At 43.1% G+C, this 18,557-nt stretch carries 12 protein-coding genes and 1 other annotated feature; of the genes, 8 read left to right on the forward strand and 4 right to left on the reverse strand.

The genetic code is table 11. The annotated features are described in order from the left end of the window. Window positions 1-2 precede the first annotated feature (2 nt). Window positions 3-938: an aldo/keto reductase gene (locus J9537_RS04975; protein ID WP_218256946.1), complete on the reverse strand. Its 936-nt coding sequence runs from the start codon at window positions 936-938 to the stop codon at window positions 3-5. 175 nt (window positions 939-1,113) lie between these two features. Then, window positions 1,114-1,324: a binding site (T-box leader), on the forward strand. 471 nt (window positions 1,325-1,795) lie between these two features. Here J9537_RS04975 and hisS point away from each other — a divergent pair. The 4 genes from hisS (at window position 1,796) to J9537_RS04995 (ending at window position 8,426) form a co-directional block, all read left to right on the forward strand. After that, the gene (hisS, locus tag J9537_RS04980; RefSeq protein WP_218256947.1) at window positions 1,796-3,094 is read left to right on the forward strand and encodes a histidine--tRNA ligase; all 1,299 of its coding nucleotides are present in this window, start codon (window positions 1,796-1,798) and stop codon (window positions 3,092-3,094) included. Between the two features lie 59 nt (window positions 3,095-3,153). Further along, window positions 3,154-4,926 (forward strand): aspartate--tRNA ligase, encoded by a 1,773-nt coding sequence (gene aspS, locus J9537_RS04985; protein ID WP_218256948.1) that lies wholly within the window; start codon window positions 3,154-3,156, stop codon window positions 4,924-4,926. A gap of 191 nt (window positions 4,927-5,117) precedes the next feature. Beyond that, a complete protein-coding gene (locus J9537_RS04990) occupies window positions 5,118-5,996 on the forward strand; it encodes a YitT family protein (RefSeq protein WP_218257331.1) in 879 nt (292 codons plus the stop codon). Window positions 5,997-6,542: 546 nt separating this feature from the next. After that, window positions 6,543-8,426: an acyltransferase family protein gene (locus J9537_RS04995; protein WP_218256949.1), complete on the forward strand. Its 1,884-nt coding sequence runs from the start codon at window positions 6,543-6,545 to the stop codon at window positions 8,424-8,426. Between the two features lie 23 nt (window positions 8,427-8,449). Here the strand turns inward: J9537_RS04995 and J9537_RS05000 are convergent, their stop codons facing one another. After that, the gene (locus tag J9537_RS05000) at window positions 8,450-8,725 is read right to left on the reverse strand and encodes a GIY-YIG nuclease family protein (protein WP_218256950.1); all 276 of its coding nucleotides are present in this window, start codon (window positions 8,723-8,725) and stop codon (window positions 8,450-8,452) included. Beyond that, window positions 8,715-9,449: a tRNA1(Val) (adenine(37)-N6)-methyltransferase gene (locus J9537_RS05005; RefSeq protein WP_218256951.1), complete on the reverse strand. Its 735-nt coding sequence runs from the start codon at window positions 9,447-9,449 to the stop codon at window positions 8,715-8,717. The genes J9537_RS05000 and J9537_RS05005 overlap by 11 nt, the downstream gene beginning before the upstream one ends. A 75-nt stretch (window positions 9,450-9,524) precedes the next feature. Between J9537_RS05005 and J9537_RS05010 the strand changes: the two genes are divergently transcribed. Then, a complete protein-coding gene (locus J9537_RS05010) occupies window positions 9,525-10,154 on the forward strand; it encodes a lysophospholipid acyltransferase family protein (protein WP_010746509.1) in 630 nt (209 codons plus the stop codon). Between the two features lie 63 nt (window positions 10,155-10,217). Here J9537_RS05010 and J9537_RS05015 read toward each other — a convergent pair whose 3' ends face one another. Next, window positions 10,218-10,946 carry a DUF554 domain-containing protein gene (locus J9537_RS05015; RefSeq protein WP_218256952.1) on the reverse strand — a complete coding sequence of 243 codons (729 nt, stop codon included), beginning with the start codon at window positions 10,944-10,946 and terminating at the stop codon, window positions 10,218-10,220. 155 nt (window positions 10,947-11,101) lie between these two features. Between J9537_RS05015 and J9537_RS05020 the strand changes: the two genes are divergently transcribed. The 3 genes from J9537_RS05020 to J9537_RS05030 are packed head-to-tail and all read left to right on the forward strand — an operon-like array spanning window position 11,102 to window position 18,537. Then, window positions 11,102-12,253, forward strand: a complete 1,152-nt coding sequence (locus J9537_RS05020) for an exonuclease SbcCD subunit D (RefSeq protein ID WP_218256953.1) — start codon at window positions 11,102-11,104, stop codon at window positions 12,251-12,253. Further along, window positions 12,235-15,357: an AAA family ATPase gene (locus J9537_RS05025; protein WP_218256954.1), complete on the forward strand. Its 3,123-nt coding sequence runs from the start codon at window positions 12,235-12,237 to the stop codon at window positions 15,355-15,357. The genes J9537_RS05020 and J9537_RS05025 overlap by 19 nt, the downstream gene beginning before the upstream one ends. Beyond that, window positions 15,358-18,537, forward strand: a complete 3,180-nt coding sequence (locus J9537_RS05030) for a DEAD/DEAH box helicase (RefSeq protein ID WP_218256955.1) — start codon at window positions 15,358-15,360, stop codon at window positions 18,535-18,537. Window positions 18,538-18,557: the final 20 nt, after the last annotated feature.

Below are 18,557 nucleotides of genomic sequence, written 5' to 3' on the forward strand. Positions count from 1 at the left end.
TTCTATTTAAATAGTTGATCAATTGCTTCGAAATCTTCCGTCGATAATCGAATATCCACGGCTTTGGCATTTGCTTCGACTTGGTCTGGGCGTTTTGCGCCAGGAATGACTACGTCGATTTGCGGGTGCTTCATGTACCAAGCCAAGACTAGCTGTGTAACAGTAGCTCCGTAATTTTTCGCAATAGGTTTTAGTTGATCAACTTTTTTGATGATCTCTGCGAAACGTTCTCCCTTGAAGTCTGGATTTTTACTGCGCAGATCACTGGCTTCGAAGGTTGTTTCTTCACTGTACTTTCCTGTCAATAAACCTGAGTCTAGTGGGTAATAAGGAACGAAGCTGATTTTATTGGCTTTCAAATAAGGAAACAGTTCTTTTTCATGTTCACGGTGGATCAGGCTGAAGCGTTCTTCAACGATATCGACATAGCCGTCTTGATTGGCTTCCTTTAATTGTTCCAATGAGAAGTTCGAAACACCGATCGCACGAATTTTACCTTCTTCTTTTAGCTCATGTAACGCTGCAACTGCTTCATTTTTCGGAGTCGTCTCATCAGGAAAATGGATATAGAAAATATCTAGATAATCCGTTTGAAGTCGTTGCAAGGCAGCCTCTACCGCGTTGCGCAGAAATTCTGGCGAGTTATTAAACTTTCCGTCCTGTTGCATGTCATGAGCGGCTTTCGTCGCTACAATCACACGGGAGCGATCAAACTCAGGCTCTTGCAAAACTTCACCAATCAATTCTTCTGAACGGCCACGTCCATAAGAAAAAGCGGTATCCAATAGAGTTATTCCGTTATTGATGGCAGTGCGAACAACGTCTTTTCCAATTTCATCTGTCAAGTTCGGGTAAAGGTTGTGTCCACCTACGGCATTCGTTCCTAGACCTAGGTCGCTTGCATAGACTCGTGATTTTCCAATTCGTACATCTGTCATATAGTATCCGCTCCTTGCTTTTTTCGTTTCTTTAAAGAAACGATCATTCTTTTTCAAGTTTAAAATAAAGTATGAAAAAAAGCGACTATTCTTTTTCGAACTTCAGATATACCCATGAAATCACTTGACTTTCATGCTTTTTTTTAGTAGCTTAAGAAGAGATAAAAATATCAATGAAATATCTGTGAAGGAACCAGTAAATTACGAAAAAACGTACAGAAAAAATTGCCTTGGCTGAAAGCAATTTCGTGAAAAGTAATTGAAAGACAGTCTGGAGATGAGCGCGTGCAAAGCCGCTCCGTTACGCAAGCGTTAATTGCTAGAGAAAAAAGAGGGAGACTCTTTTTTAAAAAATAGGTGGTACCGCGATAATTTTCGCCCTTGTTCGTTCACACGAACAAGGGCTTTTTTTTGTCAGTTGCACTTTTCGCAGTTTGCCTGTTGAGAAAGTATATTCATTATATAAGGTAAATTTTAGCTCAAGATGTATAGTGCAATGATATGCGTACGAAAATAAACTCATTTTTCATGCTTTTGAAAAATGATTTCCTTATTAATAAGCTAGCTGCGAGTTCTGTTTTTTGCAGCTTTTAACGTTTGAAAGGTAGCTGTAAGTTTGTAGCAGTCTAATGAACAAGTAGTATAGCAGAATCGTATGCGTACGAAGATAAGCTCATTTTTCCCGCTTTTGGAAAAATGATTTCCTTACTTGTGAGCTAGCTGCGAGTTCTTTTTACCAAAACGTACAAATTTTTAATCCAAGGTATAACACCTCTACAGAAGGGTATCTGGCTTGAAGAGCAATCGTACTTTTCTGCAAAGTTAAAATAAATACATCAATATGAAGGAGATAAACCATGAGTTATCAGCGACCAAAAGGGACCAATGATATTTTACCGGGAGAAAGCGAAAAATGGCAGTTTGTCGAAGAGACTGCCCGCTTAGTATTCAGCGACTACCAATATCAAGAGATCCGCACACCGATTTTTGAACACTATGAAGTCATCGCCCGCAGCGTTGGGGATACGACAGATATCGTTTCAAAGGAAATGTATGATTTTCACGACAAAGGGGATCGTCATGTGACGCTTCGTCCTGAAGGAACGGCACCAATTGTACGGGCTTATGTTGAGAATAAATTGTTTGGACCAGAATTCAAGAAGCCTTATAAGGTTTACTATACAGGTCCGATGTTTCGATATGAACGTCCGCAAAAAGGCCGTTTGCGTCAATTCCACCAAATCGGTGTAGAAGCCTTTGGCAGTGAAAATCCGAGCTTGGATGTTGAAGTAATGGCGATGGCGATGGATTTCTTTAAACAACTGGGGATCAATCAGCTACGTTTAGTGATCAATACTTTGGGAGACAAAGAAACGCGTACAAACTATCGTCAAGCGTTAATTACTTATTTGGAGGCGCATGAAGAAGAGTTAAGCGAAGATTCTCGTCGTCGTTTACATGAAAATCCGTTACGGGTCCTAGACAGTAAAGATCGCAAGGATCAGCCAATTGTTGCGGATGCGCCAAGCATCTTAGATTATTTAAGCGATTATGCAAAGGACTACTTTGAAGGTGTCACAAAGACATTGGAATATTTGAATATTTCCTATGAAATCGATCACCGGATGGTTCGTGGTTTGGATTATTATAACCACACGATTTTTGAGATCATGAGTGATGCTCCTGGAATGGGGGCACAAACAACGATCTGTGGTGGTGGACGTTATGACGGACTTGTAGAAGAACTGGGCGGACCGGAAACACCAGGTATCGGTTTTGCGATGGGGATTGAACGGATTCTATTAACTCTGGAACAAGAAGACGTAATGATTCCAAGTGCGGCAAGTCTTGATGCCTATGTAGTAGGACTTGGCGAGGAAACAAATATGGAGAGTTTGAAGGTCGTTCAAGCGATTCGCGGCTTTGGTTTTTCAGCAGATCGGGATTTTATGGGAAGAAAAGCAAAAGCGCAATTTAAGACGGCTGATAAGGAAGGCGCGAAGCTTGTCCTAACCTTAGGTGAAGATGAGTTGGCAAAAGGCGTCATCAATGTGAAGGATTCTGCGACTCGGGAAGAAAAAGCTTTTCCACTAGCTGATCTTTATGAAGACTTTGCAGCAATCTATGATGAAATGACCATGCCAAAGCTTGATTAAATGAAATAAATCTTACTTTTAACAAGGTAGATTACTTAAATAAATGGAGGAATGAAAAAATGGCTAGACGTACTGTCTATTGCGGACGCGTGTCCGATGAGTATTTGGATCAAAAGGTAACATTAAAAGGGTGGGTGCAAAAACGTCGTGATTTAGGCGGATTGATCTTTATCGATCTACGTGACCGTGAAGGGGTTGTACAGGTAGTTTTCAACCCAGAAGAATCAAAAACGGCTTGGGAAATTGCGGATCAATGCCGCAGCGAATTTGTTGTTGAAATTACAGGGACAGTTATCCGTCGTGATCCAGGTGCCGTGAACAAGAAAATGGCGACTGGGGATTATGAAGTGAAGGGTGAAGCGATCACTATTTTAAATAGTGCAAAAACGCCGCCATTCTCAATCGAAGATGAACAAAATATCAGCGATGAAGTGCGCTTGAAATATCGTTACATGGATTTGCGTCGTCCGAAAATGACACAAAACTTAATGATGCGCCACCGCTTAACGCAATCAGTTCGTCGCTTCTTAGATGACAATGATTTCTTAGATATTGAAACACCTTACTTGGCGAAATCTACACCAGAAGGCGCGCGGGACTACTTAGTTCCTTCACGTGTGCATGCGGGACATTTTTATGCATTGCCTCAATCACCACAAATTTTGAAGCAATTATTGATGACGGCTGGCTTTGACCGCTATTATCAAATCGTTCGTTGTTTCCGTGATGAAGATTTACGTGGGGACCGTCAACCAGAATTTACTCAAATCGATATCGAAACAAGCTTCTTAACGGCTGAAGAGATTCAAGAATATACAGAAGCGATGATCGCGCAAGTAATGAAGGATGTTCGCGGCGTTGAAGTAACGCTGCCATTCCCACGTATTACTTGGGATGAAGCGATGGAACGCTATGGGTCAGACAAACCAGATACACGTTTTGACATGGAATTGATCGATGTTACCGATATCGCTGCTGCGACAGACTTCAAAGTATTCCGTATGGCTTCTGACAACGGCGGCGTGGTTAAAGCCTTGAACGCAAAAGGTGCGGCGGACAAATATTCTCGTAAGGAATTGGATCGCTTAGGTCAATTCGTTGGACAATTCGGAGCAAAAGGCTTGGCTTGGATCAAAGTGGATGAAAATGGCGAGCTAACTGGCCCAATCGCGAAATTCATGGGCGGCGTCAGTGAAGAGTTGAAAAAGGCAACAAATGCCGAAGCAGGCGATGTCTTGATGTTTGCGGCGGATCAATTCTTAACAGCAGTAACTGCTTTAGGCGCAGTTCGTTCAAAAGTTGGGAAAGAGCTTGGCTTGATTGATGAAAATCGTTTTGATTATCTGTGGGTTGTTGATTGGCCGCAATTTGAGTTTGATCAAGAGCTTGGTCGTTACGTTTCTGCTCACCATCCATTCACGATGCCGATGGAAAAAGATATTCCAAACTTGAAGGAGCATCCTGAAAAGGTTTATGCGCAGGCTTATGATATTGTCTTGAACGGCTACGAATTAGGTGGCGGATCATTACGTATCAACACCCGTGAATTACAGGAGCAAGTCTTTGAAACATTAGGCTTTACTCGCGAAAGTGCCAATGAGCAATTCGGCTTCTTATTGGAAGCATTGGATTATGGCTTCCCTCCAATCGGCGGTATCGCCCTTGGTTTGGATCGCTTTGCGATGCTTTTGGCTGGTGAAGACAATATTCGTGAAGTCATCGCCTTTCCTAAGAATGGGAAAGCGGCAGACCCAATGTCTGATGCGCCAAGTACCGTATCGCCATTACAGCTTTATGAGTTGAGCATTGATGTAACAAAAATCGAAGAATAAGCAGAAAAGCTAGTCTGCAAATCTATCTATAGAGTATCATGTGTGAAAGTTCGTTGATTAAATTTTTCATATTTCCCATAACTCTAAGAATATACTAAGAGAAGTGCCTGCCATCATGGTAGGTGCTTTCTTTTTTTCATGAAAATACGTATAATGTGAGTGAAATTTTGAAATGAGGCGGACAGGACATGATGAAAAAGAAGATAGAGGAGTGGCCCCATCACGATTACGCCACCCGATTATCTGTCGCAGTGGTTTATGCATTTTTAGCGGCGATTGCCGTAAACTTTTTTTACCAACCAGGACATATTTATTCCAGTGGAGCGACCGGCTTCGCGCAAATCTTAACGACCTTGTCACATCGCGTGATCGGCTTTACTGTACCAGTTTCTATCACTTTATTTTTGATCAACGTGCCGTTGTTTTTCTTAGCATGGTTCAAGATTGGTCATAAGTTTACGATTTTTACGTTCATCACTGTTTTCTTAACGTCGTTCTTCATCCATATTATTCCACAGACGACATTAACAGAAGACCCGATCATTTGTGCGATCTTTGGCGGGGCGATCATGGGTGTCGGTATCGGCTTTGCCTTGAAGAACGGCTTGTCTTCTGGCGGATTGGATATTTTGAGTATTACAATTCGTAAGAGAACAGGAACTTCCGTTGGCTCGATCTCAATCATTTTTAACATTATGATCATGCTGATGGCTGGAATTCTATTTAGCTGGCAATACATGTTCTATTCAGCTCTGGCAATTTTTATGAGCGGAAAATTGACCGACGCACTCTATACAAAGCAGCGCAAAATGCAGGTCATGATCGTTACGAAATGTCCCGATCAAGTAATCAATGCCATTCAAGATCAAATGCGTCGCGGGATCACGATCATCAACGAAGCGGAAGGTGCGTATAAGCACGACAAGCAGACCGTTTTATTCACCGTCGTTACCCGCTTTGAATTGCCGGTACTGGAGTCAATCATGCGGGAAAATGATCCTGATGCCTTTGTAAGTATCTCAGAAAATGTACGAATCATGGGACGCTTTTACGAAGAATCGATGGATTAATAAGTTGGGGCAAACGTCTCGACTTTTTTTGTAATAGGCTGTCGAAATTGGTTAAATCGTTCGATTGAAGAAATGTTGGAAAAAATTTAAAAAACAATCGTGCCGTTTGATAATCATTTAGCGGAAAGAGAAAATTATTACAGGAATATATGTTTAGAATATTTACAAACGGTAAATTTAATGTTAAATTATCAACATGGTTGTTTTGTAAAATAACTACCCAATTTCTTTGACGGAGAAATGACGGTGACTCCTGCTTCTTCCAGCAGGAGTCTTTTTTTTTGTCAATTCTCAGTATGAAATGTTCAAAGAGTGCATACGGACTAAAGAGCGCTCCAGCTTGTGCCGCATTAAGCAGAATGTCACATGAATGAAGAAAAATTCATCAAATTTGAACTAGCTGAATAGAAGTTTCTCATCAAACCTCATTCCGTTAAAAACTAAAATATTTAGGAAATACTTTTTTTATTGAGAAAATGTTGCAGTTTGTCAGAATAATACGTATAGTTAATTTGATATTCTATAGTAAAGTTGGAAAGTAAACTTATGGGAAAAAGACTAAAGCATAGTCGCTATATTACTGGGTTTGATGGGATTCGTTCCCTAGCGGTAATCGGCGTAATTTTATATCATTTGATGCCTGCGCAAATGCGGGGCGGATATTTAGGGGTTCCTGTTTTTTTTGTGGTCTCTGGCTACTTGATCACAGATTTATTATTGCAGGAATGGAAGCAGACCGGCCGAATTGATATCAAGCAATTCTATTATCGACGGATGAAGCGTTTGTATCCTGCGTTGGTTACAATGCTGATTGGAGCTTCGGCGTACATAACATTGTTTCAGCGAAACCTATTAAATAATTTACGAGGCAACGTCATAAGCAGTTTGTTCTATGTAAACAACTGGTGGCAGATCAATCATGGGATGTCTTACTTTGACCGCTTTTCTGGCGAATCTCCCTTTACCCATATTTGGTCATTGGCCGTGGAAACACAGAACTACATTTTGTGGCCGATCGTGTTTGTTTTACTGATGAAGCTGGTGAAAAATAAGGGGAAAGTCTTTCTGGGGATTATCGCAGCAGCGTTTCTATCTGCTATTTTAATGGCGGTTTGGTTCGTTCCGGGGCAAGACCCAACGCGTATCTACTACGGCACAGATACTCGTTTATTCTCGATCCTATTAGGTGGGGCATTGGCCTTTATTTGGCCAAGTACTCGACTGAAAGCCAAGATTCCACGGCAGGCGAAACGGATACTAAACGGCATTGGATTAGGCTCACTGCTATTATTAGTTCTTGCCTTTCTCTTTATGCGAGATGATTGGTCCTTCGTTTATTACGGCGGGATGTTCTTAGTGAGCTTATTAAGTGTTTTACTCGTGGCTATTACGGCACATCCGGGAGCAAGCTGGAATCGTTGGTTGACGAACCCAGTCTTTTCATGGATCGGAAAACGCAGTTACGGGATTTATTTGTATCAATTTCCTGTAATGATTTTCTATGAAGCAAAGGTCAATGTTGCAAACCATACCTTTCTTCATACGATCATGGAAGTGATTCTGATTCTTTTTGTTACAGAGCTCTCTTATCGATATGTGGAGACACCGCTGCGTCGCTTCAATTACCGTCGAACCTTCGTCTCATTGAAGCAATCATTTTGGGCGCCAATAAAAAGCCGCAGAAAAATCGGTTTTATCTTTTCGAGCGTGCTTACTATAATTGCCGTTGTCGGAGTGATTATCGCGCCGACAAATAAGGTCGATGCGAATCAACAAGCACTGCAAAAGCAGATTGAACAAAATAAGAAGGCTGCAAATAAAACAGAAGTACAACCTTCGGCAAGTGATTCCACTGCTGGAAGTGCGCCAACAGAGGAGACCACCAGCAGTTCGGAAGCACCAAAAAGCTTAGGGGACAAGTACAATCTTAGCAATCGTGAAATCACTAAAGCAAAAAATCTAAAGGTGACAGCTTTCGGGGATTCTGTGTTACTAGCAGGTTCAAAAGGATTAACGGAAATTTTCCCTAATATGGTGGTAGATGGGGAAGTCGGACGACAACTGAAAGACAGTCCGCCACTTTTGCAAGCGTTGAAGGACAAGGGTGAGTTGAACGATACTGTCCTATTGAGTTTAGGAACAAATGGTGTCTTCAGCAAAGACGATTTTGCTCAGATCATGAATGTCTTGGGAGATAAGCATGAGGTCTTCATTATCAATACCCATGTCCCAACCCGACGTTGGCAGAATGATGTGAACGCGAATTTACAGGCTGCATCAAAGGAATATAAAAATGTTCATTTGATTAACTGGTATGATTTCAGTAACGATCATCCAGACTGGTTCTATGATGATCAAGTCCATCCAAACGATGTTGGCTCAGTTCATTATTGCCACCTGATCGCAAAAGAAATTTTAAAAGGGGTATAATCAAAAGAACGTTTTGTGAGGGATCACAAAACGTTCTTTTTTTGGTTGTCTTGTATATATTTTTCCTTTTGTTTACGAGGGAGTTTTTTAAAGGCAGCTTCGGCTTTTGTTGCTTCGCTGCGTGTTTCAAAGCGCTCGGCATGGATCATTTGCACAGGTCGGCGGATTTTGGGATGCGTATATTTCGCTCCTGTTCCATCGTTGTGTTCCGCTAAACGCCGTGTCAGATCCGTCGTATATCCACCGTAAAAGCTGTGATCCCTGCAAAGAAGGACATAAAAGAATTGATCAGTTGCCATAAAGCATCTCCTGTAAGTCGGCTGAGTAGCTGCCGGATTGGTCATACGTATATAATGGTGGAAGAAAACGCAGCCCTTCGCTTTTGCCATCCTTGATGCCTTCGATCAAAAGGGTGTTGGCTTCTTTTCCTGGTTTAGGATAAACGAATTGGATCCGTTTAGGTGCGAGACGATTGGCACGCAGACAATCCACGATCTCCAAAAAGCGGTCCGGACGATGAACCATCGCAAAACGACCATTCATTTTCAACAGCTTTGCAGAGACACTGACGACATCTTCTAGTGTCGCGTGAATCTCGTGGCGAGCAATCGCTAAATGGGGATTCGGATTTTTTTGACTAGTAGGCAGCTCCTTAAAATAAGGCGGATTGCAGACCACTAAATCTGTCGAGTCCGCTCTGAAAACATCAAAGGTTTTTTTGAGATCCAGTTCATGCATTGTCATTTGTTCTTCTAAATGGTTCAAAGCGATACTTCGCTGTCCCATATCAGCGAGGCGAGGCTGGAGTTCGATCTGATCAATGGTTGCGGCTGTTTTTCGACTCAGAAAAAGCCCGATTGCCCCATTTCCGGCGCAAAGATCAATGATTTTGCCGCGTTTTGGTACACGAGCGAAATTTGCTAGTAAGACTGCATCGATCGAGAAAGAAAAGACTTCTGAGCTTTGGATAATTTGGATATCCTCGGCGTATAGCTGATCGATCCGTTCACCATTTCTTAACAATTTCTTTTGCCCCCTTAAAAAAATCATACCGTTGTATTATACTACGTTTAGTGAGTACACTGAAAGGAAGAAAAAATGTTTTTTAAATTTATTCGAGTCATCGTTCGCGTCCTCTTAGCCATCATCAATGGCAATGCGCACTATCAAAATAAAGAGAAATTGCCAGAAGGAAATTACATTTTGGTCGCTCCTCACCGAACATGGTGGGACCCGTTTTATATGGCGCTCGGCGCATCACCAAAGCAATTCAGCTTCTTGGCTAAAGCGGAGCTCTTCAAAAATCCGATTTTACGTTTTATCTTGGTCCATTTGAATGCTTTTCCTGTGGATCGTGATAAGCCTGGTCCCAGCGTTGTAAAACGACCAGTAAAAATGTTGAAGGATTCTGATAAAGGCTTGATCATGTTTCCAAGCGGTACGCGCCATTCCTCTGAGTTAAAAGGCGGAATGGCTTTGATTTCACGTCTATCGAAGAAACCGATCGTTCCATCCGTTTATCAAGGACCAACTAAATTCTCACACCTGTTCAAACGGACTCCCGTGATTATTCGGTATGGCGATCCGATCGATATTTCTGATATCAAGAAAATGGATAAGGCTGGTTTGGCGGAAGTAGAGCGTAGAGTTCAAGGTGCGTTCGATCAGCTGGATCATGAGATTAATCCAAACTATAAATATGTGGCTAAAGAAAAGGACGCTGAGTAGTTCAGCCATAAACGGTAAATAAAACAGGTATCCATCTCAAAAATGAGAGGATACCTGTTTTGTTTATCCTAATAAGGGAAGAATCCAAGTGGTCCATATCCAACTGATAGGCATCACTAAGAGCATCGCCGGAATCATGTCAGCGGTCGGGAACATCTTGACCTTAATCATACGAAAACCGGTGGCAAGCATTAAAAAACCGCCGCAGGCTTTAAAATCCAGGATCATGGCTGGCGTAGTCAAAGGGAAAACGACTGTCGCGACTAAAAATAAACTGAAAAAAATGAGGAACTGCGGGATCGCGATGACAGAGACTACATAACCGATATTGCAGGCGAAAATCGCAGCGGTAAAGAAATCGAGAATTGATTTTGCGATTAGGATCGTATGATCTCCCGTCATTCCTTCTGTTAGGCTGCCGAATATTCCAGTACCGCTAGCGCAAAAAAGAACGACAATAGTGACGAGTGTACTCATGTAGTCGTCGTATGAAAGCTTTAACTCCTGCTGTGGGAATTTCGCGATGGGTTTTTGCATCAAGGTTGCTGCCGCATTAATCTTTTGATTAAAATTTAAGAGCAGTCCTAATGACGTACCTAAAATGATGGCTAAGATCACGGCGGGCATATTCGCCATTTGACTAATGCTGGGAATCCCCATCGCCATAGAACAAACGCCGAAGATCAAGGTGATTTGCACTTTGAAATCTTCAGAGAGTAGATGGCCTAAGAAGCCACCCAAAAGCCCTCCGATAATGATGGATAAAGAATTAATAATAATACCAATTGGCACAAAATTTCCTCCTTTTTTTGTCACTTGATTTATCGTAGCGCAAAATTCGTTGAAGAGAAAGCTTTTTATGAAACGATACTCACTTGCTTAGCAGAAAAAAATGCTGAATCGTGTTATACTTTTGGGAAGGACTAAATGAGGAAAAGGGTGGATCAATGAAAGTTTTACATACGGCTGACTGGCATATCGGAAAAAAGCTTCACGGGTATGATTTACTGCCAGATCAAGCATACATTCTTGATCAAATCAAAAAAATCGCAAAAGAAGAAGCGGTGGATGCCATCGTGATCGCGGGAGATTTGTATGATCGGTCAGTACCGTCTGAAGAGAGTGTCCGGTTATTAAATCAAACAATCGCAGACTGGAACTTGCATGAGGGGTTTCCTTTGCTGGCGATTTCAGGCAATCATGATAGTGCGACCCGCTTAGCTACGGGGGCGCCCTGGTTCAATCAAGCGAATTTCCATCTTCACACTCGCTTGGCAGAAGCTTTCACTCCGATCGAAATGGCGGATACACAATTTTATCTTTTGCCCTATTTTGAACCCGTTGACGCACGGATTTATTTCGAAGACCCTGAGCTGCGAACGATTCAGCAGGCAATGCCTAAAGTAATAAAAAAAATCCAGGAATCTTTTGATCCAGCGAAAAGTCATGTATTGGTGAGTCATTTTTTCGTTGCAGGGAGCAGCAAGACAGACTCTGAAACGAAGATTGAGGTTGGTGGCCTTGACGGGATCAACGGTACTTTATTAGAGGCGTTTGACTATGTGGCGCTGGGACACCTTCATGGTAAGGATGCGTTGAAGCTCGCGAATGCTCGCTATAGCGGCTCGCCATTAAAATATTCTCTATCAGAAAAGGATCAAACAAAAGGGGTTTGGATCGTGGAGACGGAAACGGGAGAGTTCTCTTTTCGGGAGGTAACACCGCTGCACGAGATTCAGGAGCTGCAGACGAGCTTTGCTTCTTTATTAGATCCGACGTTTTATTCTGCTATTGATCGGAAAAATTATCTCTCGATCCTCTTAGAAGATCGAGCGGTAATCCCCAACTTAATGAATCAGTTGCGCCAGGTTTATCCGCGGATTATTCAAGTGGAACGGGCCAATGGCTTTGAAACAGCAGTCGAAGCTCGACTGAAAACAGAAAATATCAAGGAAAAGTCTCCTATTGCCTTAACCGAAGATTTTTTTATGGACGTTTCGCAAAATGAATTAACAACCTTACAAAAGCAATGGATCGAAGAGGGCTTACATACGATCCTTAAAGAAGGAGGCGCAAGCGAATGCTTCCGAAGAAAATAATCATGGAAAATTTCGGTCCGTTTCTTCATGAAGAAGTGGACTTTGAAGAAATGTCTGATGCGCCGCTGTTTTTGATCAGTGGAAAGACAGGTGCGGGCAAGACTACGATTTTTGATGCCATCACCTTTGCTTTATACGGAGATGCTTCCGGTGGGGTCCGCTCATCAAATGAAATTCGCTCGTCCTTTGCTGAGCCCACGGAAGAAACCCGCGTTCAATTTCTATTTGAACATCAAGGACGGCAATATTCGATTGAGCGCTGGCCTAAACAAACATTGGCTAAGAAAAACGGTAAAGGCGAGACAACGAAGAATCAAAAAGTTCAACTGAGTATTTATAATGACGCAGGTCAAGAAGCGGAGGCCTATACAAAGGTTGATGCGGTGAATGAAGTGATCTATCAGATTCTGCATTTACAAAAGGATCAATTTCGTCAGATCGTGATGCTGCCGCAGGGAGAGTTTCGAACCTTCTTAAATGCCAACAGTACAGAAAAAGAAACGGTGTTACGCAGTTTATTCGGAACGAATATTTATCGTAATTTTACCGATAGCCTGAAGCAGCAAAAGAGCGAATTGGAAAAATCAGTCAGCGAGCTGACGACCCGCATTGATCAGCTGTTTCAGCAGGTTATCAGTGAAAAAGGAGCCACCTATGAAGAATCTCTGATTTTTGCGAAGGATTATCTTTTGGAGGAGGAACAGGCGCTTCAAAAGAGCCAAAAGGAGTTGGCGGGAAAACAGGCGGAGCAAAAAGCGCTTCAGCAGAAATTCCAGCATGCGCAGGAGCTTTGTGAGAAATTCAATCAAGCAGAGGAAACCCAGCAGCAGCTACTGGAATTAGAGGAACAGCTTCCTGAACAGGCGGAGAAAAAAAGTCGACTAGTTCAGGCACAAAAAATCGAAAAATTGCGACCGACCTATGAGCGGGTCCAAGAGTTGGAACTTCTTCAAAAAAAGAAAAATCAAGAAGCTGATGAAAATCAACAACAAGCAGAGGCGTTAGAGACAAGCTATGCGGAATACCAAAGAATTACCGCTGATTTTGAAAAAAGTAAGTCTGAATGGGCAGCGAAAGAAAAAGAACTGCAAAGCTTAGAATCTTTTCGGCCTTTAGTTGAACAAAGGGAGAAGCTAACGACGCAAAAAGCGGAGTTCGTTGAACAACAGACCCAGCAGCAAACCCAACTGACGTTGATCAATGAGAAAATAAAGGCTTGTGAAGAAAAGCAAAAAACGTTGGAAGCCAAGCGGCAGACTGAAAAAGCTTGGCAGGAGCGACGGTATGAGGAACTGCAATATCAGCAAAAAATTCTGCAATTGCAAGAGCTGGATAAGCAGATCTTTGATCAACAGGAAGAGGAAGAAGATCAGCAGATCAAGCTTGCTCAATTAGTTGAAACAGCGAGTCGTACTAGCAATCAATTGACGAGTGAAACAGCAATCTATAAGAAATTAAAGAGTCAATGGGCATCTGCGGAGATTGCTCGCTTGAGTATGGATCTTCTACCGGGTGAGCCTTGTCCGGTTTGCGGCTCGAAGGAGCATCCTAATCCTGCACAGCATGAAGAAATGTCTACGGAAAATCTGGGACAATTGCAGGTAGCACTCGAAACACAAGAAGCTCGTATCAAACAGCTGGAACTACAAAAGGAGCAAGCAGAAGCTCGCTATGAAGTAGCGATGAAGGCATTTGACCACCTGCAAAATGAACGCTTAGCCGCGCAGGAATCTCTGGAGCAGCAACTTCAAGATTGCCAGAAGGCTTTCCAGGAGTATTATCAGCTAGAGGTAGCTGCTGAAATAGCGGAGCTTAAAGAGTTTCTCAAACAGCAACAGGCTGAAACAACGCAGGCTTTGCTTGAGATCACTGAAGCCGATCACGCGTTGCAACAAATGACAACAGAACTCACTGAGGATCGAACCAAAAAACAGGAGGCTGAAGCAAGTCTTCATACAATCAATGGTGAGCTGCAAACGCTCCAAGGCAGAATTGCTGGATTAGAAGAGCAGACAGCTGCTTGGCAATTAGCAGAGCTTGAATTCCGTATCAAGGAATTATCAGAAAGCCTGTCAGAGTACCGTGAACAACTTCTAGCACACGAAAAGCGGATGAAGGAAACGGAGCAGCAGCGGATTCGATTGCAAGAGAACCAAAAGCTGTTGACGAAGCAGCAGCTTGAAACATCGGAGAGTCTGCAGCAGTATCAGGAACAATTACAGCAACAATTCGTTGAAGCAGGCTTAGACATGACCGATTTAACAGCGCCAGCGCTTAATCTTTCAGTATTGGAAAAAGAGATTGCGACTTTCGATCAAGAGTTATTGGTTTTAAGAGATCGACAGGAGCGTTTAAAAGCAGTCATCAAAGGGCGAGAAAAACCCGAGTTGGCGCCTCTACAGCAGCAGTTGGCGGAAAAAGAAGAAGAGCTCTCCCAATTCCAGCAGCAGCATTATGGAAAGGAAAATCAATTGCGTCAGCAGCGTGAGCTGGTCGAAGCAATCGAAGCGCTCCAGCAGCAAAGTAAGGGACAGTTGGATGAATTGAGCCAAATGATCCAGCTGTATCAGACGATGAACGGGGACAATCCACAAAAAATCAGTTTGGAGCGTTATGTGCTGCAATGGTATCTAGCTGAGGTGCTGCAAAGCGCCAATCAGCAGCTGAATCAGCTCACGAAAGGTCGATATCGCTTTGAATTAAAGCAGGAGACCGGACGTTCGAAGGGCAATACAGGCTTGGAGATCAACGTATATGATGACAATGCCGGTGCGACCCGCAGTTCCCATACACTGTCAGGCGGTGAAAGCTTTATTGCTGCACTTTCTCTGGCATTAGGGCTGGCGGAAGTGATTCAAAACCAAGCTGGCGGCGTGACGATTGAAGCACTATTTATTGATGAAGGCTTCGGCTCTTTAGATGAAGAAGCGTTAGAAATGGCGATGGAGGCCTTAGAAGGCATCGAAAATGCGGGGCGGATGATTGGTATCATCAGTCACGTAAGAGAGTTGAAGGAACGTATCCCACAACAAATTATTGTGGAAACTAGCGGAACGGGACGCAGCAGTATTCGTTACCAGCTAGAAGGATGGAGTGAAACGTAAATGAGATGGAGTATTCCAGAAAAAGTGATCGAACGCGGCAGAACGTACTTGAAAGAGGGGCGGGTCTTATCCGTTGAGGCAGACCCTGCTCGGCGTGTTTGGCATGGTGAAGTATTAGGCAGTGAACTTTATCTGGTTGATTTAGATGGCAGTGGAAAAGAAAATGATATTTGTGCGTGTCCTTATTGGGAGGAACATGGTTATTGCAAGCACACTGTAGCAGTGGAATTGTATTTGCGGGAAAAAGGACTGTCTCGTGTGATCAAACCTGAAACAGTGCTGCCTAAGAAAATGGAGAGCAGTGTGTCCTTTGCGGATTTGTTGAATCAAGGCTTTTCTCGTTTGGCTAAAGAAGCCGAACCATTGCAATCCTTGTTTGTTGAATTCGTAGTCGAAGCGATCCCCACCAATCCTTATCATCCTGAATTGGATGTATTGGCGGTGTCACTGCGCATCGGCAGCAATCTAAGCAAACGCAGCTACATTGTAAAAAAAATGTACGACTTTTTGCATGCTTATCAAACGGATTCGGCTTATACCGTCAATAAGCAATACAAATTCCAGATTGAAGCCGGCGCCTTTGACCCTAAATGCCGCGATTTGATCGAGGATCTAGTTGGAGTCAGCGAGACGTATCAGCTATTAGGAAAAGCCGGACTGCAGGTCAAGGGGAAATTAGACAAGCGCTACCTTCTATTACCTGTCCACCGAATACAGGAATTATTGGAAGCGATGGAGAAAACGGGGAATTTGAGTATTCATTTGGGCGATAAGGTCTATTCAGAAGTCCACGAAGGACAAGAATTGCCGTTAACCTTCACGCTAGAAAAACGTGGAGAAAACGATTTTGGCTTAACAATCGAGGATGGTTTTACGAACTACTATAGCAATTATTTCATGGGCTTTGTAGAGAATTCCTATTACCTGATGACCCATGAGCAGCAGGATACGTATATCACATTGAAGCAGCTGATGAAGCGCTTGAAAGAACCAGTTATCGCCTATGAGCAACGACAGCTTTCACAATTGTTTACAGAGGTCTTTCTTTATTTACGGAAAATCGGACGTGTCATTGTAGCTGATGAGGTGGCGGAAATTATGAAGGAAGAGCCGCTGCGAGCAGTGGTAATCTTCCGAAAGATTAAAGGGATGGTCAAGGCAGAGGCAGAATTCCATTACGGGAATGCCTACTTTTCTACCAATGAGGCCCACCAGCCCAAACTGCCTAATAATGTTGAGATTTTGCGGGATAGTAAGAAGGAGAAACAAATTCTAGACCTCTTTGATACGTACCGATATCAAAAAATCGATACTGGCTTTGAGAAGAAGCTGCCGGTCAAAGAGAATCTGTACTATTTCTTCAAAGTCGAAATAGAAGAATTCAGACGCTATGCAGAAGTACGAATGGGGAAAAAGCTGCGTCAACTCTTCTTAGATGGAGAGGAATTTCAGCCGACTTTAGAAGTGAATCAAGAAGGCTCATGGCTGGACATCAAGTTTGATGTCACCGGTATCAAAGACAATGAGATTGATCAAGTCCTGAACAGCCTTTTGCGGAAGGATCGTTTTTATACGCTTGAAAACGGAGAGGTCTTGTCCTTTGATTCAGAGGCCTTTCAGCAAACGAGTGAGATGATTGGTCAGCTACGGGAACGCATCAGTGCAAAAGATGGGTTGATTCGCTTGCCGAAGAGCCAAGGAATTATGCTGGAGCAGCGATTGAAGGATAACCCGCAGGCACAGTTTAGCGAGAGCTTTACCACGATGGTACAGGATCTGACTCATCCTGAGGAATATCAAGCTGTGCTGCCTGATACACTTCACGCAACACTGCGGCCTTATCAGGAAGCTGGTTTCCGCTGGCTGAAAATGCTTAGTGATTACGGTTTTGGCGGAATTTTAGCAGATGAGATGGGACTAGGGAAAACGATTCAAGTAATCACCTTCCTACTAGCTGAAAAAGCTCAGCAGCCGATCAAAGCACTGATCGTAACGCCAGCAAGTTTGGTTTATAACTGGCAGGCTGAGATCAAAAAATTCGCACCAAGTATGAATTCGGTAGTGGTTTCAGGAAACCGGAGTGAGCGTGAGCAATTACTTGCGGACGCGGAAGAAGTGGTCATCACTTCTTATGCGAGTCTGCGCCAAGACATTGATTTGCATGAGGCGATGGGCTATCAATATATGATCCTTGATGAAGCGCAGATGGTAAAAAATGCGGCAACGAAAACCTCCAGTGCCCTAAGAAATCTATCGATCCCGCATCGCTTTGCGTTGAGCGGGACACCGATTGAGAATAATTTAGAAGAGCTTTGGTCACTATTCCAAACGGTGATGCCAGGATTCTTCCCGCCAATCGGACGTTTCCGTCAATTGGCGGTGTCTGAGATCGCGAAGATGATCCAGCCATTTGTATTACGCCGAGACAAGGATACCGTCTTGCAAGAGCTGCCAGAGCGAATCGAGTCCAACGTTCTAAGCAGCCTGACTGAAGAGCAGAAAACCGTCTACTTGGCCTATCTGAAACGAATGCGGCAAGAAGTGGATCAAATGGATTCTGCGACCTTCCGCAAGCAGCGGGTAAGTATTTTAGCAGGACTGACACGTTTGCGACAAATTTGTGATGATCCCCGCCTCTTTATGGAAGGGTATGAGGGCGGTTCAGGCAAATTAGAGCAGGTCAAAGACTTGATTCATGCAGCAAAAGAAAATGGCAGACGTGTATTGCTGTTCTCTCAATTTACCAGCATGCTTTCCATCATTGAGAAGGAATTTGTGGAGGAAGGAATTTCCAGCTTCTATTTAAGAGGTAGTACGAAAGTTTCTGATCGTCTGAAAATGGTGGATGCCTTCAATGAAGGAGAAAAAGATGTCTTCTTGATTTCACTAAAAGCAGGGGGAACAGGATTGAATCTGACGGGGGCCGACACCGTTATTCTTTATGATTTATGGTGGAACCCTGCGGTGGAAGAGCAAGCCGCTGGTCGCGCACATCGAATCGGTCAGAAGAAAGTCGTTGAAGTTTGGCGAATGATTGCTGAAGGTACGATTGAGGAACGAATGAATCAACTACAGCAGGAAAAACGTGAACTATTCCAAAAAGTGATCCAAGGCAATGAAGAACAATCCAGCAAGCTTACAGAAGAAGATATTCGCTTAATCTTGAGTTTGGGAGAATAAAAGTAAAAAAGTTTGCAGCG

This window comes from Enterococcus raffinosus, assembly GCF_019175485.1.
In the GTDB taxonomy this organism is placed as follows: domain Bacteria; phylum Bacillota; class Bacilli; order Lactobacillales; family Enterococcaceae; genus Enterococcus_A; species Enterococcus_A raffinosus.